Consider the following 20,473-nt stretch of genomic DNA (forward strand, 5'->3'; position numbering starts at 1 on the left):
TGGGAACTACGTACCCCGCGGCTTCGCCCGATGCGTCGCCGTGGCCGTCCACGGATCATCCGGCCACGGATGGCGGGGATACCGGCCCTTCAGTTCTTTCTTCACTTCCGGATACGTACGATTCCAGAAGCCCGCCAGATCCTGCGTCACCTGGATAGGTCGGCCTGCTGGCGAAAGCAGATGAAGCATCACGGCGATACGCCCATCGCCAACGCGCGGCGTGTCGGCAAGGCCGAACAGCTCCTGCAGCTTGACCGCGAGCACGGGCGGAGCGCCAGGCTCATCATCGCGTTCACCGTATTCCAGTCGCCGTGTCATGCCGCTGGGGACTTTCAGTTCTTCCGGTGCATGCGCGTCAAGCGCGCGGCGCTGTTCGTAGTCGAGCATCGCGCCGAGCGCCTCGGACAGTTCCGCCGCCTGGAGCGCATCCAGACGGCGCTTGCCGGAGAGGTACGGTGACAGCCACGTATCCATCGAAGCCAGCAAGGCGTCATCCTCGACGTCGGGCAGACCCAGCTCGGGTCGCCATACGCGCAAGGCGCCGATACGTGCACGAAGGCGGCGCGCTGCATCGCTCCACGGCAGCGTGGAGATACCTCGCGAGCGTATCGCGGCGAGCAGCGCGGGGATGGCATCGTCGGCACGCATCGGCAGGGGCTTTCGCGATATCGGCAATGCGTCGAAGCGGCGCTCCTCGAACGCTTCGGCGATCTGCCGCGTATCGTCCCAGCGCAGCACACGCTCGGTGACGAAGCGTCCGGCATGGTCGCGCTCGAGAACGTCGGGGTCGAACGGCGCGCCTGCGTAGATCAGGCTGTCACGCGCTTCGAGCCGCAGGTCGAGGACGACGATCCATGGTTCGCCGTGCAGCGCACTGTTCTCGTGCAGTCGTGCGCCGCGCCCGTTGGCAAGGAGGTAGCGTGACGCCTGCGACTCCTCTCTCCGGGCGACCCGGTCGGGAAAGGCATGCACGAGCAGATCGCCGACCGTATGCGTGTCGGGCACACCACTGGCCGCGGTACGCACGTCGAGCCGTCGGCGCCAACCCGAGGCCGCCTTCTCGATCGCTGCCAGCGCACCGATATCCGCCGAGCCGGCGCGCGCACCCCGCGCGCCCGCATCGCGCCACAGGTGCAGGGCCGCGACACGGTGACGGAAATCGTCGCTGCGAGCCTGCTCGCCGCGCAACGGCGAGCGCGCTTCCACCAGGGCGAGCAGATCGGCCACCAGCGACCGCAACGCCGTGGGCGCGCGCAAGGCCGCCGCGGCGAGCCGGGGCGTGGCTCCAAGGGCCAGCATGTCGCGCCCGAGCCGCGTCATCGCCGACGCGTCATCGAGCGCGCCAAGCCGCCGAAGAAGGTCGCGGGCCTGACTCATGGCCCCCACCGGCGGCGCATCCAGCCACGGCAAGGCGTCGCTGCCCCATCCGGCAAGCTCAAGCGCCAGGCCGGACAATTCCGTATGTTCGATCTCGGCCGAGCGCGAGGGCTCGAGTCGGCGACTCTGCGGCCATAGCCGGTAAGCGGTGCCTTCGGCTACGCGACCGGCGCGACCCGCGCGCTGGTCGGCCGATGCCTGCGAAATGTTGACCGTCTCCAGGCGGGCGAAGCCGGAGTTCGGATCGAAGCGGGGCTCGCGCGCGAGACCGGCATCCACGACCGCGCGGATACCAGGCAGCGTGACGCTCGATTCGGCGACGTTCGTCGCGAGCACAACGCGGCGTGTGCCGGCATCCGCGGGCGTCAGGGCCAGCTGCTGCTCCGCGAGCGAAAGCTCACCATGCAGGGCGACCACTTCGACGTGTTCGTCGCGCCGCTCGATCAGGCCCCGGGCTCGCTCGATCTCGCGACGGCCCGGGAGAAACGCGAGCACGTCGCCATCATTCTCCGCGAGCGCCTGCATCACGGCGCGTGCGAGGTGCTGCTCCGTCGTCTCCTGCGCGCGTGCGGCGACGTGCTCGATACGGACAGGAAAACTCCGGCCCGGGCTGCTGATCCTCGGCGCATCGAACCATTGCGCGATCCGCTCGCCGTCCAGCGTGGCCGACATCACCATCAGGCGCAGATCCGGACGAAGACCGGCCTGCACATCCAGGGCGAGCGCCGCGCCGAGGTCGCCCGCCAGATGACGCTCGTGGAATTCGTCGAACAGAATGGCGCCGATGCCGTCGAGCGAGGGATCGTCCTGAATCATGCGACTGAGGATGCCCTCGGTCACCACTTCGATCCGCGTCCGGGGGCCCGTACGGGACTCGAAGCGGATCCGGTATCCGACGGTACCGCCCACGTCTTCGCCCAGCTGGGCCGCCATGAAGGATGCCGCCGCGCGCGCCGCGATACGGCGCGGCTCGAGCATGATGATGCGCTGCCCCGCCAGCCATGGCGCGTGCAGCAGCGCAAGGGGCACCTGCGTGGTCTTACCGGCGCCGGGAGGCGCCTCGAGCACGAGTCGGGGCCGCCGATCGAGCGAGGCGACGATCTCGGGCAGCAGCGGCGAAATGGGAAACGAGGAAGTCATGCGCCGGCTATGGTACGCAAGCCGGCGCCGGATCGTGCGTTTCGTCAGCCGCCTTCCACGGTACGCGTTCCCGCAGGCGCGATGGCGGAGGCTTCCAGGGGCCGCAACGCGCGGAACGACCGCCGGTAATCGTCGAGCACGCGCCTGGCTTCCATGCCGTTCGCGATCACCCGGGGGGTGATCAGCACGACCAGTTCCGTCCGCCGGCCGGTGGTTTCCTTGTTGCGAAACAGTGCACCCAGCAGGGGGATGCGCGACAGGCCCGGCACGCCCACGGTCGACTGCGTGTCCAGCTCGCGAATGAGGCCACCGAGGAGGACGGTCTGTCCGCTCTGCACGGCGACCTGCGTGGTCAGTTTGCGCTTCATGATGGGAAGATTGGGACCGGTCGCCGTGCGGTCCGCGCGGCTGACCTCCTGTTGCACGTCCATGTACACCAGACCACCGGGATTGATCCGGGGCCGCACGTCGAGAATCACGCCCGTGTCCTTGTATTCCACCTGGCCGACCATGTTGCCGCTGCCGGCGGCGGTATTGACGTAGGTCTGCGTGACCGGCAGCTGGTCGCCCACCTGGATGCGCGCCTTGCGATTGTTGACGACGACCAGCGAGGGAGCGGACAGGATCTTGGTCTTGCCGGACTGCTCCATGGCCCGGAGCTTCACGCTCAGTTCGTTGTTGACGAACGAATAGAAGAGCGCATCCGGTCGCGCCTGCATGGCGTCGAGCGCGCCACCCAGCGCCCATTGCTGCTTGTTGCCCGGTTGGGTTACGGCACCGTTTCCGCCCGCCAGCCCTTCGAGGTACCACTGGACGCCGAAACGGAACTCGTCACTCAACGCCACTTCGAGGATTCGCGTCTCGATCTGCACCTGAAGCGGGACCGCATCGAGGCGCTCGATCGCCTTGCGCACATCGGCCCATTCCGAGGGACGGGCGCGGACCATTAGCTGGTTGTTCGCGTCGATCGCGGTCACGCGTATGCCGTTCGCCGCGGGACCCGCCGAGGATGGCGAAGGTACCGAAGGCGGCTGGTAGAAGTCCTTGTCGTCGGCGCCCGTTCCGCCGAACGCATCCGACGTATCGCCGCTGTCGTCGCCCAATGCACCCGTACCCAGACCCGGAGCGACCCGCCCTCCCGCATCGCCGTCGACCGCGGCACCGAAGACACCGGCAATGTACCGGGCGACATCGGACGCGGGCAGGTTGCGAAGATCGTAGACGAACAGACGCGGCTCGTTGCCACCACCGCCGTCGATGCGCGCAATCCATTCGCCCACGCGGGCCACGTGTTCCTCGCGCGTACCGATCACGACGAGACTACCCGTGCGCGCGACGGGAATGAAGCGGATGAGCCCGGCCACGGGGGCGCCGCTGCTGGCGCCGAACACGGATTCGAGTGCAGGCAGCAGTTCGTTGACCGACGCGTTCTTCAGGCTGAACACGCCGACCGACATGCCGCCGACCCAGTCGACGTCGAAGGTGTCTATGGTCGCCTGATAGTTGGCGAGTTCGTCCGGCGTGCCCGACAGGACGAGGACATTGCGTGCCGGGTCGGCAAGCAGGACGGCCTCTGGCAGCACGAACGGCGCAAGCAGCTTGGCCATTTCGGGAGCGGAGACATAACGCAGGGCATACAGGCGGGCGGACATGCCCGCAGCGGGCGCACCCGCTTTCAGACGGGGCACCAGATGGCCCGCCACCGCCTGCCCCGCCGGAAGAACGTTGTAGCGTCCATGCTCATGAACGAGGGCATTCCCCGTCCAGGACAGGAGGGTTTCGAGAATGGGCAGGGCTTCGTCACGCGCGACCGGTTGCGCGGTGGAGAAGGAGATCGTGCCTCTTACGCCAGGGAGCACCGCGTAGTTCGCCTCGAGCAGATCGCCGAGAATCGCCTTGACCACGGCCTCGACGGGTTGATCCTCGAAATTGAACGTCACCGCACCGCTGCCCTTCGCCGCCGCGCGTGGCGAGCGCAGCGCCTGCGGGTGAACGAAGCGACCGCTGCCCGCGTGGATTTCCGTCGACGCCGCGGTGCCGACGGTGCCCTCCGTCTGGTTGGCGTCGTCGAGTGGCAACGGCGCGGGCACCGGCTTGTCGGTTCCCGCCATCGCTTCGCGTTCAAGCGCGACCGAAGCCATGCGCGATGAATGCGAGGCGCAGCCGACCATCAGCAGGGCCGATAAGGTGGCCGCGCCGAGTGTGGATGGTTTCATGTGCTGCTGCTCCTTCCTTGGGGGCGCGTGGTGCGCCCGCTACTGCGAGTCCTGTGCCTGCTGGCGCTGTTGTTGCTGTTCCATGCGGCGCTTCTGCACCGCCTGCTTCAGTGCCTCGATACGCGCACGCTGCAAGGCGTCGTCATCCTGTCGCGGCGGCGACTGTCGTGCACCGGCATCGACCGGGTGCGGAAGCGCCGGACCGGTCATGCCCGACGACTGGGATGGTTCCACACGCATCGCCCCCGGTGGCAAGGGCTGAACCGGCGTCGCCTGCGGCGGCTGACCGGGGCCGTTTCCGGGTCGCCTGGCGTCCTTGGCGAGCGCATCGGGCGCGCTCACTTTGAGCGTGAGTTCGCGGTGCTCGCCACCGTTGTCGAATATGGCGCTGCGCGGCGTGAGCGACGCGAGCGTCCAGTGGCCTTCGGCCAGCGGTGAGCCCTCTTTTACGCGGACGGTGACATCCTTGCCCTTGTCGCGCAGCAGCGCCATGCGCAAGCCGGGCGTCACGATGATGCCCGTGAGTTCGAGGTCGCCGATGTTGCTGGCGTTGTCGTCGTCACCCGCGGCCGCGACCGGCTTGCGATCGGCCATGAACAAAGGACGCTGCCAGACCTCGGCAAACCGTACGAGCGGCACGGGCGTGGGCATCGCCACAGGGCGGGTCGCGGGCAGCGGCTGCGGGCCGGCGGGATCGTCCCAGCGAACGCCACGACCCACGCCTGCCGCGAGGACACAAAGTACGCCCACGAGGACGATGACGACACCACCCAGCACGGGTGTCAGACGACGCTGGCCGGCCGCATTCATGTCGCCGCCTTTGCCGTGCGGGCGGCATGGATGTAACCGGATACGGTGAACTGAACTTCCATGGGCGCCGCGCCGCCGGCGCGTGCCGCGACCGGGTTCCGGTAGATGCTGAAGTCCTCGATGAAGAGATACGGCGTGGCGTTTTCGATGTCGTGGATCACGGCCGTCATGGGCTGCATCTGGCAGCGAAGGCTGATGTTCACGGTGACCTTGCGGTAGGGGTCGCTCGCTTTTTCCTGACTCGGAACCGGCATTTTCTGGACCACGTCGCAGGCACCGTCTTCCTTGTGCGCCGCGGCGACGTCGACGATGCGCTGCATCAACCCGGCGGCGGCGGCGTTGGTGTCGTCGCCCGGCAGGAAGGCATCGCTGTGCGTCTGTCCCTGCTCGAGCGAGGCCAGACGCTTTTCGAGCTGCGGGCGCTCGGCGATGGCCGCCGCGTAACGCCTCTGCGTGTCACGCAGGTCGTCCATTTCGTCGGCCATGGCGGACTGCGGCGCCACGAACCACCAATGGATGAAAAGGAAATACGCGATCGCCAGGACCACGATCGCGAGAAGGATGGCGGCGACGCGGGATTCAGCGGGCTTCATGCGCACGGGGTGCCTCCTTCGCGCTGGTCGAAGCCGCTGCGACGGCTGTGCCGCCGGCTGGCGCGGATGCGCTGCCTGCACGCGCGGGGTGAGCCACGGCGGGGACTGTTTCCGGTTTCGGAATCAGTGCCTTCGCCTGCATGTAGAAGCGCTCCTTGCCGGAGGTGGGATCGGCCTGGATGGTTCCCTGGAAACTCGGGTCGCCGATGCTGCGCGCGCCCTTGAGGGCATCGATGAGCCGCGCCGCCTGAGGACTCTGACCCTGGAAGCCCAGCTGACCGCTGGCATTGAGCGTAAAGCGTTCGAGCCATGTGTCATCCGGCAGGCGCTGGGTGAGCTCCTCGAGCACGGGAAGCACCGCGGCCGTCTCCGTCTTGCGACGGGCCAGGAAACCCGAGGCACCCGCGCTGTCCGTGAGTTTCTGACGCAAGGCCTTCACCCGCTGCGCATCGCTCTCCATTCCTTCGACTTCGGCACGCATCGCCTCGAGCGAGAGATGACGGTTGTGCAGCCACATCGCCATGACGCCGAGCGTCAGCAGAGCGATGGCCGCGACGAGAAAGAGATTGAGACGGCCACGGCGATCGACGCGGCGCGGAGCGCGTGCCGGTGGGAGAAGATCGACACCGGCCAGATCGTATCCGTCCGCGACATCGACGCGGTCCGGCGCGATGCCGAGCACGGCGAGTTCGTCCAGCAGGGGATCCAGCGCGCTGCGAGGCGTGGCGGCGAGCTCGGCCACGAAGCGGCCCTCCGCGCCGGCCGCGCCGAGATCGCGCACGCCGAAATGGATCTCCTCCGCCCGGAAAGGGGTCTGCCTGTCGAGATCGAAACCGACCACCTGACGCAGGTTGTCGCGCGCCGCGATCGGCAGGACGAGGCGGCGACGCAGGACCTGCGCCGCGGGCAAAACGAGGGCGACGCGCCGGTCGGCGGGATCGGCTTCGGCCAGCGCCTTCGCCAGGAGGGCGGTCCGATGCTCGGTCGTATCCATGTCGGCCGCCTCGGCCACGGCGAAACCCTCGCTGGCGCGACGCAACGACCAGCTGTCATCGTGTCGTTCGACCGCATACCAGCGTTCGCCACCGGCGAAGGTATCGCGCCAGCGCGCGGGCATCAGCGCCGACAGCTCGCCACCCCACCAGCGCAGGAACCCTGGCAGCGCGCTGCCTCGCCAGGCGCGGCGAAGTCGCTCGATCTGCAACTGGGAGGCGTCCTGCAAAGCGGTCATTCCTCGTCTCCTTCGCGCCAACGCAGTACGGCGTAGGGCTGATTTCCTGATCTTATCCCACGCAGTCGGATCGTCGATGTAAGGGAACTCCTGGTTCCGTCGTCAAGGATCGCCTGCGCACGTATCGTGTGCGTGACACCGTTGCCACCCGCCGCGGCCGCACCCGTGGCCTGCCCTCGCGCCGAGAGGATCGCCGTCGCGCCGGCGCTGCCGAGACCGGGGATCGCCGCCAGAGCGAGTGGCTGCGCGTGTTCGGTGTTGGGCCGTTCGCGACCCGACCAGATGGTCAGAACCGGGGCGACCTGCGCCCAGAGCTGCGCATCCATACCGAGCACCATGCGCCCCTCTTCCACCGTCGCGAAGGGCCCGTTGCGAGGGCCGTAGCCCAGGCCCGCCGCTTCATACTGTGGTTGCTTCGCGCCGTTGGGCAGCGCCGCATCGCCCGCGCGGCGCCAGTCCTGGATGGCCGCCGAGAGGTGGCTCGCCTTGTCGTCGTTCGCACCCGCCGCTTTGAACAGCCCTGTCAGTACGTCATCGGAAGCCGCATTGAGATCGACCTTCCCATCTTCGTCGACGATGGTGAGGGTGACCTTCGCGTCGTCGAATTCGAAGAGGTAAGGACGACCGTCCGCCACCCACCGCGCATCGATGTCCGTGGACTGCAGCGCCTGAATGGCCCGGATCACACCGGCCTCCGCCGCGTAGTGCGCGCGCGTCTGAGCGAACTGATAGCGGGCCTGCAAGCCCTCGGTACGGGCCAGCGCCGCAAAGCCGCCAAGCATGATGGCCAGGAGCGTGCAGCCCCACAGCACGATGAGCAGCGCGACGCCGCGTTGCCTTACGTCCATCATCGGATCACCGGCCCGCGCGTTCCGCGCGTCAGGGAAAAGCCGTTGCGCGATGCCGTCGGATCGAGACGGATGGGCGCGACCAGTGTGGGAAAGGCGACGTTGCCGCCGACGTCGAGCGCCAGACGGACAAGGGAAGGCGTACGCCGGGTATCGTCCCAGCTCTCCTGCCAGTCACCTGGCTGGTTCTTGTCGTCCATGCCGCGGTAACTGAAGGCGCCTTTGCGAATGCCGCGAAGCAACACCTCGGGTTCGCCGATCGGCCTGGGCTCACCGCCGTTGGGCGGCAGGAGCGAAAGCGCGACTTCGAGACGATAGCCATCGTTGCCGTCGCGCACCAGCGACACGGCCTGCAGTTGCGGTCCGAGTCGTGAAAGGTATCCCGGCATGGGTGCGACGAAGCGCAGCGTCGTCGCGTCGCCGGAAAAGACGATCGGATCGCCGTCGTCGGTTTCAGCAAAGGGAACGATCAGCGCCTGGGCGATCTCGGTGCGCAGGTAGCCCTGGGCGGAACGGATCTCGTCCATGCGCTGGATGGCTTCGCTACCGCTGCGGACGATGCGCGACGCCGTACTGATGCCCGAATACACACCGAGCAGGACGATGGTCAGCAGCGCGAGCGCCGCCAGCACTTCCATGAGGCTGAAGCCGCGCTGCCGCGTCATGGCTGTCCCTCCTGCCCCGAACCGCCCATGCGCAGCGTGGAGAACCGCGCGTGCCGCTCACTACCCTCCGGCCCCCACATGACGTCGAGGTCGATGCGATAGATCACGGCCGCGGCCATGGCGCCATCCGGCACCGGACGGGCACCTGGGACCTGATAACGGCTGACGTTCATCCGCCAGCGGTAGGTGTCGTCGATGCGGCCCTCGCTGTCACCCTCGCGTATCGGGTCCATGACGAACGCGCCGTCGAGCAGCGAACGGGCACGCAGCGCGGCCTGGGTTCGCTCGTTGGCGCGTGCCGTCAGGCTCATCGAACTGCCCGCCACCTGCATCAGCGCCGCGAAGGCGATGGCAAGCACGGCGATGGCGGCGATGACTTCGAGCAGGCTGAAACCATTCTGTCGGGCGATGCGCTTCATCGCGTGTCCACGACCTGGATGGCGCCGGTCAGCCACGCGACGTTGACGTGCCACTCGCGTGCGCCACGCTTGAGCGTGATGCGACCTCCGGTGGAACTGCCGTCGGGAAAGAAGCGGATACGCCCGGTGGACGCGTTGGCCTGGTCTTCGCGGGCGCTGGTGATCGACACGCGCATGTCCCTGGGTAGCCGCACATCGCCTTTGCCGGGCGCACGATAGGTGGCCGCCGATGTGTCGACTTCGAGCGCCAGGCTTTCGCCTTTCACGATCGACTGCGCCCGCGTCCAGCGCAGCGCCGCCGCGAGTTCACCGCTGGCCGCGTTGACTCGGGCGCTGGCAAGCCCCTGGGTCACCGGGATCGAGACGGCCGCCGCCGCGATCCCGATCAGGAGGATCACGGCCAGCATCTCGAACAGCGTGAATCCGCGCGTGCGCATGGCAGTAATCCGTCCGTCCTGCCGGATTACTGCCAGTTGCCGTAGTCGGCCGAGTAGCCGTCGCCGCCCGCCTTGCCGTCCTGCCCATAGAACACGAGGTCGAAGCTGCCGTGCTCACCCGGGTAGCGATAGCCGAACGGATGACCCCAGGGATCCTTCAGATCGGATTCCTTGGCATACGGTCCTTGCCAGTTTTGTGCATCGGCCGGCTTGGTGGTGAGGTCGTCGAGGCTGTGCGGCGGGCTGCCGTTGTCGAGGGCGTAGTTTTCGATCTTCTGGCCCAGCGTGGTCACCTGGGCCTTGCCGGCACCGTACTTGCCCTTATCGACGTTCTTGCCGACCTGGGTCACCACGATGGCACCGATGATGCCGATCAGCACGATCACGGCGAGCATTTCCAGCAGCGTGAAGCCGCGGGCGTGGCTGTGACGGAGGGTACGGTTCACGCGCATGGGACAAGCTCCTTGAAACGGGTTCGATCAGTTGATGTTGCTGGTAAGACTGAGCAACGGCAGCAGGATTGCCGCCATGATGAAAGCGACCATCACGGTCATGACGATGGTCAGTGCCGGCACCAGCGCCGCCAGCAGGCGGTCGATGGCGCGCTTGGCCTCGACGTCGAAGGTGTCGGCGACCTTGAGCAGCATGGTGTCGAGCGCGCCGGCTTCCTCGCCGACCTGGATCATCTGCAGCGCCAGCCGCGGGAAGCGCTCGGTCTGGGCGAGGGAAGTGCCGAGTCCCGCACCACCCTTGACCCGCTCGGCGGCCTGTTCGAGTGCCTGGTCGAGCGCGCGGTTGCCGGTGACCTGACGGGCGATCGCCAGCGACGACAACAAGGGCACGCCGTTCTTGAGCAGGGTACCCAGCGTACGGGCGATGCGTGCCGTCTCGACCTTCAGAAGCAAGGGGCCGGCGACACGCATGGTCAACAGACGGCCGTGGAAAGCGAGCTTCGTATCGGGGTCGCGCAAACGCAGACGCAGGAAGGCGCCGAGCACGACCATGACCAGAACGATGGCCCACCACCAGTCGCTGATCACCGTGCCGAGCGCCAGCACGACCTGCGTGATCAGCGGGATCGGGACCTGCATGTCGGCGAAGATCGGCACGAACTGCGGCACCACGTAGGCGAGCAGCAGCACGAGCGAGCCGAGCACGCCGACCATCAGGAAAGCCGGATAGATCAGGGCATTGATGATGCTGCCGCGCAAGGCCTGCGCACGCTCGAGGTAATCGGCCAGGCGCCGCAGCGTTTCGTCGAGCGAGCCACCGGCTTCGCCCGCACGCACCAGGCTCACGTAGAGACGCGGAAAGACACCGTTCTCTTCATCCAGCGCCGTGGACAGGGTCGTGCCGCCGCGCACACGATCGCGCACGCGCTCGACCAGATTCTTCGCGCGATCGCCCTCGGGGAGGTCGAGCAGGATACCCAGCGCGCGGTCCAGCGGCTGTCCGGCGCCCAGCAAGGTGGCGAGCTGATGCGTGAACTGCGCGAGCTGATCGCCCGTGAAAGGTCCCTTGCGAAACAGCGCGGCGATCCCGCCGCCCGATGCGGCACCGTCCGCGGGCGCGGCCTCCAGCGGCGTATGGCCCTGGTCCTGGAGGCGCGCCACCACGTCCGCGACGGAAGAAGCCTCCATCCGACCGGTAAGGGCTTCGCCTGCGGCACTGATCGCGCGGTAACGGAACATGCTCATGGGTGCGGGCCTAGGATTCCTGCGTCACGCGCAGGACTTCCTCGATCGTGGTGATCCCAGCCACCGCCTTCGCGAGACCGTCCTCGTACATCGTGCGCATGCCCTCGGCGCGTGCCAGCCGTTCGATCTCACCGGCATCGGCGCGCTGCATGACCAGGCGGCGCAGCGGATCGCTCATGATGAGGAACTCCATGATCGCCCGACGTCCGCGATAGCCCGTCGGATTGGCCGTGCTGGTGCCGGGCTTCCACAGACGGATGGGGCGCTCGTCGGTGTATTTGTGCAGCTCGAACTGCTCGATGACTTCGGGCAGGGCCTCGTACGGGACGGCCGTCTCGGGATCGAGCCGGCGAACCAGACGCTGGGCCAGGATGCCGTTGACGGTGGAGCCCAGGAGGTAATCCTCCACGCCCATGTCGAGCATGCGGGTGATGCCACCCGATGCGCTGTTGGTATGCAGCGTCGACAACACCAGATGGCCCGTGAGCGCCGACTGGATCGCGATCCGGCAGGTTTCCAGATCGCGCATTTCACCGATCATGATGACGTCCGGATCCTGACGGACGATCGAGCGCAGCGCACCGGTGAAGTCCAGTCCGATCTGCGGTTTCACCTGAATCTGGTTGATGCCCTCGATCTGGTATTCGACCGGGTCCTCGACGGTGATGATCTTCACGTCGGGCGTATTGATCTGCGACAGCGCGGTGTACAGCGTGGTCGTCTTGCCCGAGCCGGTAGGTCCGGTGACGAGCAGGATGCCATGCGGCCGGTCGAGCACCTCCACGAAGCGGTCGCGGAAATGCCCCGTGAAGCCCAGCGATTCAAAATCGAACACAACCGATTCGCGGTCGAGAATACGCATGACCACCGACTCGCCGAAGCTGGTCGGCACGGTGGAGACGCGAAGGTCGAGCTCCTTGCCCTGCACGCGGAGCTGAATACGACCATCCTGCGGCAGGCGACGCTCGGCGATGTTGAGCCGCGCCATGATCTTTACACGGGATATGACAGCCGCCGTCGAACTGGACGGCGGCGCTTCGACCTCGTGCAGCACGCCATCGATGCGATAGCGCACCTTCAGGCGGTTCTCGAACGGCTCGATGTGCACGTCCGATGCGCGCTGCTCGACCGCACGCTGGAGAATCAGGTTGACCAGGCGGATGACCGGCGCTTCGGAAGCGAGATCGCGCAGGTGCTCGACGTCGTCTTCGACCGCCGCGGTGCCGTCGAGGCTTTCGACGATGCTGCCCATGGCGGAACGACCCTGGCCGTAATAACGCTCGATCAGATCGTCGATCTCCGAGCGCAGGCCTACGCGCAACCTAACCTCACGGCCCGTCGCCAGGCGCACCGCCTGCAACGGGTAAGGATCGGCGGGGTCGGCCACGAGCAGGCCGAGGCCTTCGTCGCCCTCGCGCACCGGCACGACATGATATTGCTTGAGAAATCTTACGGAGAGTTCGACGTCGGCCGGCGGCAGCTCGGGAGCATCCTTGGCGGCGAGCAGGTCCAGCCGCAGCAGATCGGCCCAGGCGTCGGCAAGATCGCGCTCGGAGACCAGACCAAGCCGCGCCATGAGCGAGGTCAGCGTGCCATCCGGGGTCTCATCGTGCAGGCGGCGCGCCCGCGCGAGATCGGTGTCCTTCAGGCGGCCGTGCGCGACCAGATGCGCGCAAACCTGGGCTTCGCCGGGTTCCCCGGTGAGCATGTCCTTATATTCGGTCATCGCAGACATGCCAACTCCACACGGTCCGTAGGTTACGTCTTGCCAGGCGGTCGTTCCTGACCGCGCGGGCCGCTATTGGTAGCACAGACCGTGTGTCGGGGGCGACCGGGAAACCTCCGATTCGCGACAGGGCTCAACAAGCGAAAGCCGGCGTTGCCGCCGGCTTTCAAGGACTTGGCGGCGCCGTGTAGGCGCCGCCGGGCGTAATTACCAGCCCACGCCTACACCCACGCCACCCGACGACTCGCCTCCGCTGATCGATGCGCCGAAGGTCAGGCTGGCACGGGGCGACAGGGCGCGCGAGTAGCCGACTGACAGGGCTCCCTGCCCCTTGTAGCCGCCGACGCCCACACCCATGCGGTTGTCACCGCTGACCCCCTGTGTGCTGAAGGCCATCTGCGACATCGCCGCGCCCATCGCGCCCACCTTGTTCAGGCGATCGTTGAGGTTGCTGAAGCGACGGTCCACCGTACGCTTGTAGTCATCGAAGGCGCCACCGCTGACCACATCGCCGAACTTCTGGTCGGTGTAGGCCTTGGCGCTGCTCAGCGTCGTCGCGTCGCCCTGATCGGCGTACGACTTGGCGGTGGCAACGGCCTGATCGACCTGGCCGAGATTGGCGGCGTCGGTGGGTGCCGTTCCAGCCGCGACGTTCGTCACGCGACGCTCCGCGCCCGCGCTGCCGACCGATACGGTATTGGCCTGATCGGCGACCGAGTTGGCACCCAGCGCCACGCTGTTGGTCGCGGCCGCCGTCACGGTGGCTCCCGTACCCACGGCGGTGCCGTTATCGGCGCCGACGCTGGCATTGGTACCCACCGCGAGATCGGTAGGATCCTTGGCGTAGCTGCCCGCGCCGATGGCGGTGCCGTTACCGGTGCCGTCGACGACGGCGGCGGCGACCGCGGGCGCGGGCGCGGCGGCAACTACCGGCGCGGCGGCCACCGGCGCGGCAACCACGGCATCGGCCGTGACCGGTGCGGACGCGCCGACCACCGTCGGCGATATCACCGAATTGCGCCGCACGGGCGTCCCGCCCGGAATCGTGGTTCCACCCGACTTCGACTCGAGCTGACCGACCCGCGTATCGAGGGACGACAACGCCCCGTCCAGCGCACCGACCGCATCGCCGACCGTCCCGTACGAGCTTCCCTGCACCCGGTAGACCGGGCCGACGAATCCGCTCGCGCCCATCGTCGCGCCGCCGCCGAGCGCCATCGCCACGGCGTTACCCGCCGCGTTCGAGGTGCCCGAGAAGGCGCTCGAGAGTGCCGTGTTCAGCTGCCCCAGGTTCACCGCATCGGTGGTCTGCGTACCCGCCGCCACGTTGGTGATCTGCCGGTTGCCCGACGCGCTGCCCACCGACACGGTGTTCGCGCGGGTTGCCACCGATCCCGCACCGAGGGCGACGGAATTCACCCCGAGGGCGCGAGCGCTGTCACCGATCGCCGTGGCGCTGGCCGCACCGGCGTTGGCGGACGCACCGATCGCCGTCGCCGAGGTTTTGCTGGCCGTGGCGAACGCACCCTGCGCCGTCGACAGATCGCCGCTGGCGCTGCTTCCCGCACCGGTGGCCGTGGCGTAGGCGCCCGTCGCACTGGCGTCGTCGGAGCCATCGCCGGCACCCGTGGCGGACACGTAGTGCGCCGCGGAGCTCACGCTGTCCGCAAGGTCCGTCAGCTGCTGGACGTTCGCCGCGTCCGTGCCCTGCGTGCCCGCGGCGACGTTGGTGACCTGACGCTCGCTGCCGCGCGCGCCCACGGACACCGTGTTGGCGCGGTCGGCATTGGCGCTGGAACCGAGCGCCACGCTGTTGGCCGTCGTGGCCGTCGCGCCGTTGCCGATGGCCACGGCGTTGGTGGCCGGCGTCGTGACGAGGCTGTTGGCGCCGAGGGCGACACTGCCTGCGCCGCGCGCCGTGGAGAAGTCACCTACGGAAACGCTGCTCGCACCCGAGGCCCAGCTGTTGATGCCCAGTGCCGTCGCGTTGTCGCCCGGCGCATATGCAAAGTAGCCGAGTGCCGTGCTCCCGACACCTTCCGCCGCCGCGACACCACCGAGGGCCGTCGCATAATCCGCCGTCGCCTGCGCCCCCGCACCGAAGGCGGCCGCGCTGTCACCCGTGGCACCGGTGTAGATGAGGCCGAAGCCCGCCAGGTTGCTCGGGCCACCCACGGCGACCGAGCCCGCGCCCGACGCCGTGGTCGACGTACCGACCGCCGTCGAGTAGTCGCCGGTGGCATTGGCGACCGCACCCAGCGCCGTCGACTGCGCGCCGCTGGCGTAAGCGCCGACACCGGCCGATGTCGCGGCGAAACCGCTCGCCTGCGAGCTCGCACCGACCGCGGTACCGCCGACGCCGGCACTCGTCGCACCGGTATCGACCGGATTACCGTTGGCATCGGAGATCAGCGCGTTGCCGTCTTCATCGATGGCATTGCCACCCACCGCGACGCTTCCCGCGCCGGTTGCCTGCGCGCCGGCACCGAACGCCGCGGCGTTCTTGCCACTGGCGACGCTCCCATACCCGCTGGCCGTAGCGAAGTCGTTCGCGGCAACCGCACCCGCACCGGTCGCCGTCGCTCCCGTACCGGCCGCGAAGGCGCCCGAGCCGGACGCGCTGGCGTAGTCACCGACCGCCTGCGCATCGTCGCTGCCATCGCCCGCACCATTGGCACGGAAGTAATGGCTCGCATCGCTGGTCGCGCTCGACACGGCATCCAGCTGACCCTTGTTCACCGCGTCCGTCGCTTCGGTACCCGCGGCGACGTTGGTGATCTGCCGCTCGCTGCCGACATCGCCCACCGAGACGGTGTTCGCGCGGTCGGAATACGAACTCGCACCGAGTGCGACCGAATTCGCCGCACCGGCGATGGCGGATTCGCCGATCGCCGTGCTGCTCACGCCATCCGCCCAGCTGTTCCAGCCCAGCGCGGTCGCGTAGTCCGCCGTCGCCCAGGCGCCCGCACCGAAGGCGGAGGCACCCGTGCCCGCGGCCTGCGCCGGAATGAAGCCGAAGAAGGTGCTTCCGCCGACGGCGACGCTCTCGTCGCCCGTGGCCTGCGCACTTTCACCGACGGCGATGCTGCTGGCACCACTCGCCGCGCTTTGCGTGCCGACGGCTGTGGAGAGATCGCCTGTCGCGTTGGCCACCGCGCCAAGCGCCGTGGCCTGAGCACCGCTCGCGTACGCACCGACACCCAGCGACGAAGCGGCAAAGCCGCTGGCCTGCGCGCTGGCGCCGACCGCCGTTCCACCGACATCCGCGCTCGTGGCGCCCGTGTCGACAGGCACACCGCCGCTGGTGATCAGCGGATTGCCATCGGCATCGACCGCCACGCCGCCGACGGCGACGCTTCCGGGACCATTCGCCTGCGAGCCCGCGCCGTAAGCCGCACTGTTCTGGCCGGTGGCGACGCTGCCGTAGCCCGTTGCCGTCGCATTTTTACCCGTCGCCACCGCACCGCTGCCGAACGCACTGGCACCGTCGGCCGCGGCGAATGCACCGGAACCCGCGGCGGTCGCGTAGTTACCCGATGCCAGGGCATCATCCGATCCGTCGCCGATGCCGTTAGCCTTGAAGTAATGGCTCGCATCGCTGGTCGCACTGGATACCGCGTCCAGCTGTCCCTTGTTCACCGCGTCCGTCGCCTCGGTACCTGCCGCGACGTTCGTGATCTGCCGTTCGCTGCCGACGTCACCCACCGACACGGAGTTATCGCGATCGGCCGTTGAGCCTGCGCCCAGTGCGATGGAGTTCTCTCCCAACGCCCATGCGTTGGCGCCGAGGGCCGTTGCGTTGTTGCCGAGTGCCCAGCTATTCGTGCCGAGCGCGATCGCATTCTCAGCCTCGAGCCCGAACAGCCCGAAACCGGTTTCCGCGTACTGACCGATCGCGACACTGCCGACACCCGATGCGCTGGCACCGCCACCGACGGCCGTCGCACCGGCGCTGTACGCCGACGAACCATAACCGTTCGCTACAGAGAGACTGCCATCGGCAAAGGACTGCGAACCGGTGGCGGTCGAGCCTGCGCCAGAGGCCTGAGCGAGGAAGCCGCTGGCCGTGGATTGCTCACCCTGCGCGAATGCCGCCGTGCCCAGTGCCGTCGCGTAAGCACCTTCGGCCTGCGCGCTGGCGCCAACGGCGGTGGCGGCGAGACCGGAGGCCGTTGCCGGACCGACGGCTTCGCCGGTCGCGTTGTAGGTAATCAACGGATTGCCGTCGGCATCGAGGGCTTGCGCACCGATCGCTGTCGCGCCGTTCGCCGAGGCCTGCGCGCCGGAACCGTAGGCCGAGCTGTTCTGACCCGATGCAACGGATCCATAGCCGCCGGCGGTGGCGAACGACGCGTTGGTGCTCGCCCCGCTGCCGATGGCCGACGATCCGTTGCCCTGCGCGATCGCGCCCTGACCGACCGCCGTCGTGTAGTCGCCGCTGGCGAAACTACCCGAGCCGACGCTCGACGCACCCGTGCCGTCGGCAATCGCTCCATGGCCGTGTGCAAGCGATTCATCGCCGAACGCCGCGCTGCTCTCGCCGGTCGCGGTGGAACCCGTCCCGGATGCTTCCGCATTGGCGCCCGTAGCGGTCGAATTCTCGCCCGTCGCCGACGCGAGACCACCGACGGCTGTGGCGTTGTTCGCCGCCGCGTAGCTTCCGCTACCGATCGCGGATGCGAAGTCGCCCGTCGTCGTCGCCACCGCACCGACCGCCGTGGACTGCACACCACTGGCCAGCGACTGCGCACCGAGTGCGCTGGAACCGAGGTCCTGCGCACTCGCGCTTTCACCGACCGCCGTGCTGCTTTCGGCGGCGGCGTACGTGTTCCAGCCCAGCGCCGTTGCGTAATCCGCCGTCGCCCAGGCACCGGCACCGAAGGCCGCCGCGCCCGTGCCCGTCGCCTGTGCCGGGATGAAGCCGAAGAACGTACTGCCACCGACCGCGACACTCTCGTCGCCCGTGGCCTGCGCACTTTCACCCACCGCGACGCTGCTCGCGCCCGTCGCCGCGCTCTGTGTGCCCACCGCCGTGGAATAGTCGCCGGTGGCGTTGGCCACGGCGCCGAGGGCGAGACCCTGCGCGCCACTGGCATACGCACCCACGCCAAACGACGAGGCCGCGAAGCCACTTGCCTGGGCACTGGCACCGACCGCGGTGCCGCCGACGCCGGCGCTGGTCGCGCCCGTATCGACCGGCACACCCGCGTTGGTGATCAACGGATTGCCGTCTTCGTCCACGGCCACACCACCCACGGCGACACTGCCCGGGCCATTCGCCTGCGAACCGGCACCGTAGGCCGCGCTATTCTGTCCCGTCGCCACGCTGCCGTAGCCTGTCGCCGTGGCATTCGAACCCGTGGCTACAGCTCCGCTGCCGAACGCGCTGGCACCGTCAGCACCGGCAAACGCACCGGCACCGGAAGCGGTCGCGTAGTTTCCGGTGGCGAGCGCGTCGTCCGACCCGTCACCATTGCCAGTCGCCTTGAAGTAGCGCGTCGCGTCGCTCACGGACGTGTCGAGCTGTGCCTTGTTCACCGCGTCGGTACCCTCGGTACCGGCCGCGACGTTGGCGATCTGGCGCTCGCTGCCGACATCGCCGACGGAGACGGTGTTATCGCGATCCGCTGTCGAACCGGCGCCCAGCGCCACGGAATTTTCGCCCAGCGCCCACGCGTTGGCGCCCAGCGCTGTCGCGTTGTTGCCGAGTGCCCAGCTGTTGGTACCGAGTGCTACCGCATTCTCGGCTTCGAGACCGAACAGGCCGAAACCCGTTTCGGCGTACTGACCGATCGCGACGCTTCCCGCACCGGAGGCGCTGGCACCGCCGCCGACAGCGGTCGCGCCCGCGCTGTATGCGGCCGAACCGTAGCCGTTCGCGACCGAGAGGTCGCCATCGGCGAAGGCCTGCGAACCGGTCGCCGTCGAACCGGCGCCGGACGCCTGGGCAAGGAAACCGCTCGCCGTCGATTGCTCGCCCTGAGCGAACGCGGCCGTACCCAGCGCGGTGGCGAATTCACCTTCCGCCTGTGCACTTGCACCGATGGCCGTGGAGGCGAGACCCGTGGCCGTTGCCGGACCCACCGCCTCACCGGTCGCGTTATAGGTGATCAGCGGTTTGCCGTCGGCGTCGAGCGCCTGGCCGCCGATGGCCGTGGCGCTGTTGGCCGATGCCTGCGCACCCGAACCGTAGGCGGAACTGTTCTGTCCCGCGGCGACCGAGCCGTAGCCCGTTGCCGTCGCGAACTGTCCATTGGCGACGGCGCCCGCACCGGTCGCGCTCGCACCGGTGCCGTTAGCGAAGGCGCCGGAGCCCGACGCCGTCGCGTAATCGCCGGTCGCCTGCGCGTCGTCGCTGCCGTCACCGGCGCCGTTGGCCTTGTAGTAGTGCGCCGCGTCGCTGACGCTGTCGGCCAGCGCGGTCACATCGCCCTGCACGCCATCGACGCGCTTCGACAACGTGTCCACGCGCTTCGATACACCGGTCACGGTTGTCGACACCTGGTCGAGCTGACCCTTGTTCACCGCGTCCGTCGCCTGCGTGCCCGCCGCGACATTGACCACCTGGCGTTCGGCACCGGCGCGGCCGACCGAGACGGTATCGGCGCGGTTGGCAATGGAGTCGCTGCCGATCGCAACCGCGTTCTTCGCGATGGCGCGTGCGCCGCGGCCGATCGCCGTGCTCGATACGGAGGCGGCATTCGCGCCCTGCCCGATCGCCGTGCTGTCCGCACCCGTGGCGCGCGTACCCTGGCCGATCGCCGACGAGAAATCGCCCGTCGCCTGCGCATCCTGGCCTACCGCCGAACTGGAATGGCCGCTCGCCTTCGCGTCGGTGCCGATGGCGATACTGAAATCGCCCATCGCCTTCGCGGCCTGACCGCATGCAAAGGCGCCATCACCCTTGGCAGTGGGTGCCTTGCCCTGCAAACCGAAGAGGAAGCCACCGCACACCGTGCCGTTGTCTTTCGCCTGCACAGGCGCGCTTGCGAGCGCCAGCATCACACCGGCCGCCAGCGGCAGTGCCGCCATGGCGGCGCGAAGGCGTCGGGAGGCGCCGCCCTTGCCGTTTGCCCGAGCCAGCTCCGATGCCACGACCAGGATGCCAAGCGATTTGTTCCAGACCTTGCTGTAGATGGTGTTCATGTAACCTTCCTCCCAGATGTCCGCCATGAGCGATCGATGCGCGGGCGCGCTTTGCGCTGCCCGTCGCCTGTCCGTCGCGACCGCGGCGGACAAAGTGTCCATAAGGCCGGACGACGCGTCGTCGTCCGGCCATCCATACGTCTATTCGTCAATCCCCTGGAAACAGAT

General features: G+C 68.2%; 13 protein-coding genes. All 13 read right to left on the reverse strand.

Annotated features, from left to right (window positions below; all coding sequences use genetic code 11):
- Positions 1-6: 6 nt before the first annotated feature.
- The gene (gene hrpB / locus J2X57_RS06280) at positions 7-2,517 is read right to left on the reverse strand and encodes an ATP-dependent helicase HrpB (protein ID WP_309864968.1); all 2,511 of its coding nucleotides are present in this window, start codon (positions 2,515-2,517) and stop codon (positions 7-9) included.
- A gap of 44 nt (positions 2,518-2,561) precedes the next feature.
- The gene (gene gspD / locus J2X57_RS06285; protein WP_309864970.1) at positions 2,562-4,733 is read right to left on the reverse strand and encodes a type II secretion system secretin GspD; all 2,172 of its coding nucleotides are present in this window, start codon (positions 4,731-4,733) and stop codon (positions 2,562-2,564) included.
- A gap of 39 nt (positions 4,734-4,772) precedes the next feature.
- Positions 4,773-5,543, reverse strand: coding sequence for a hypothetical protein (locus J2X57_RS06290; protein ID WP_051943241.1), 771 nt, complete (start codon positions 5,541-5,543; stop codon positions 4,773-4,775).
- Positions 5,540-6,136, reverse strand: a complete 597-nt coding sequence (gspM, locus tag J2X57_RS06295) for a type II secretion system protein GspM (protein WP_036117026.1) — start codon at positions 6,134-6,136, stop codon at positions 5,540-5,542. Before gspM ends, J2X57_RS06290 begins: the two co-directional genes overlap by 4 nt.
- The gene (locus tag J2X57_RS06300; RefSeq protein ID WP_309864975.1) at positions 6,123-7,367 is read right to left on the reverse strand and encodes a type II secretion system protein GspL; all 1,245 of its coding nucleotides are present in this window, start codon (positions 7,365-7,367) and stop codon (positions 6,123-6,125) included. Before J2X57_RS06300 ends, gspM begins: the two co-directional genes overlap by 14 nt.
- Positions 7,364-8,215 carry a type II secretion system protein GspK gene (locus J2X57_RS06305; RefSeq protein WP_043696235.1) on the reverse strand — a complete coding sequence of 284 codons (852 nt, stop codon included), beginning with the start codon at positions 8,213-8,215 and terminating at the stop codon, positions 7,364-7,366. The genes J2X57_RS06300 and J2X57_RS06305 overlap by 4 nt, the downstream gene beginning before the upstream one ends.
- Positions 8,215-8,880 carry a prepilin-type N-terminal cleavage/methylation domain-containing protein gene (locus J2X57_RS06310; protein ID WP_036109853.1) on the reverse strand — a complete coding sequence of 222 codons (666 nt, stop codon included), beginning with the start codon at positions 8,878-8,880 and terminating at the stop codon, positions 8,215-8,217. Before J2X57_RS06310 ends, J2X57_RS06305 begins: the two co-directional genes overlap by 1 nt.
- On the reverse strand, positions 8,877-9,299 hold the full coding sequence (locus tag J2X57_RS06315; RefSeq protein WP_309864981.1) for a prepilin-type N-terminal cleavage/methylation domain-containing protein: 423 nt from the start codon (positions 9,297-9,299) through the stop codon (positions 8,877-8,879). Before J2X57_RS06315 ends, J2X57_RS06310 begins: the two co-directional genes overlap by 4 nt.
- A complete protein-coding gene (locus J2X57_RS06320; protein ID WP_043696239.1) occupies positions 9,296-9,736 on the reverse strand; it encodes a GspH/FimT family pseudopilin in 441 nt (146 codons plus the stop codon). Before J2X57_RS06320 ends, J2X57_RS06315 begins: the two co-directional genes overlap by 4 nt.
- A 26-nt stretch (positions 9,737-9,762) precedes the next feature.
- Complete coding sequence (gene gspG, locus J2X57_RS06325) at positions 9,763-10,188, reverse strand: type II secretion system major pseudopilin GspG (protein WP_081907331.1); 426 nt, start codon at positions 10,186-10,188, stop codon at positions 9,763-9,765.
- Between the two features lie 27 nt (positions 10,189-10,215).
- Positions 10,216-11,433: a type II secretion system inner membrane protein GspF gene (gene gspF / locus J2X57_RS06330; protein WP_036109846.1), complete on the reverse strand. Its 1,218-nt coding sequence runs from the start codon at positions 11,431-11,433 to the stop codon at positions 10,216-10,218.
- A gap of 10 nt (positions 11,434-11,443) precedes the next feature.
- Positions 11,444-13,159: a type II secretion system ATPase GspE gene (gspE, locus tag J2X57_RS06335; RefSeq protein ID WP_239709181.1), complete on the reverse strand. Its 1,716-nt coding sequence runs from the start codon at positions 13,157-13,159 to the stop codon at positions 11,444-11,446.
- A 207-nt stretch (positions 13,160-13,366) separates the two neighbouring features.
- Positions 13,367-20,305 (reverse strand): ESPR-type extended signal peptide-containing protein, encoded by a 6,939-nt coding sequence (locus tag J2X57_RS06340; protein WP_309864987.1) that lies wholly within the window; start codon positions 20,303-20,305, stop codon positions 13,367-13,369.
- Between the last annotated feature and the right edge of the window lie 168 nt (positions 20,306-20,473).

Origin of the sequence: Luteibacter sp. 1214 (assembly GCF_031455395.1) — a bacterium.
GTDB lineage: Bacteria > Pseudomonadota > Gammaproteobacteria > Xanthomonadales > Rhodanobacteraceae > Luteibacter > Luteibacter mycovicinus.

What these genes read in the sequence shown, in the direction of transcription:
- hrpB (WP_309864968.1), bottom strand. Translation starts at nt 2,517, where the DNA reads ATGACTTCCTCGTTTCCCATTTCGCCGCTGCTGCCCGAGATCGTCGCC.
- gspD (WP_309864970.1), bottom strand. Translation starts at nt 4,733, where the DNA reads ATGAAACCATCCACACTCGGCGCGGCCACCTTATCGGCCCTGCTGATG.
- J2X57_RS06290 (WP_051943241.1), bottom strand. Translation starts at nt 5,543, where the DNA reads ATGAATGCGGCCGGCCAGCGTCGTCTGACACCCGTGCTGGGTGGTGTC.
- gspM (WP_036117026.1), bottom strand. Translation starts at nt 6,136, where the DNA reads ATGAAGCCCGCTGAATCCCGCGTCGCCGCCATCCTTCTCGCGATCGTG.
- J2X57_RS06300 (WP_309864975.1), bottom strand. Translation starts at nt 7,367, where the DNA reads ATGACCGCTTTGCAGGACGCCTCCCAGTTGCAGATCGAGCGACTTCGC.
- J2X57_RS06305 (WP_043696235.1), bottom strand. Translation starts at nt 8,215, where the DNA reads ATGGACGTAAGGCAACGCGGCGTCGCGCTGCTCATCGTGCTGTGGGGC.
- J2X57_RS06310 (WP_036109853.1), bottom strand. Translation starts at nt 8,880, where the DNA reads ATGACGCGGCAGCGCGGCTTCAGCCTCATGGAAGTGCTGGCGGCGCTC.
- J2X57_RS06315 (WP_309864981.1), bottom strand. Translation starts at nt 9,299, where the DNA reads ATGAAGCGCATCGCCCGACAGAATGGTTTCAGCCTGCTCGAAGTCATC.
- J2X57_RS06320 (WP_043696239.1), bottom strand. Translation starts at nt 9,736, where the DNA reads ATGCGCACGCGCGGATTCACGCTGTTCGAGATGCTGGCCGTGATCCTC.
- gspG (WP_081907331.1), bottom strand. Translation starts at nt 10,188, where the DNA reads ATGCGCGTGAACCGTACCCTCCGTCACAGCCACGCCCGCGGCTTCACG.
- gspF (WP_036109846.1), bottom strand. Translation starts at nt 11,433, where the DNA reads ATGAGCATGTTCCGTTACCGCGCGATCAGTGCCGCAGGCGAAGCCCTT.
- gspE (WP_239709181.1), bottom strand. Translation starts at nt 13,159, where the DNA reads ATGACCGAATATAAGGACATGCTCACCGGGGAACCCGGCGAAGCCCAG.
- J2X57_RS06340 (WP_309864987.1), bottom strand. Translation starts at nt 20,305, where the DNA reads ATGAACACCATCTACAGCAAGGTCTGGAACAAATCGCTTGGCATCCTG.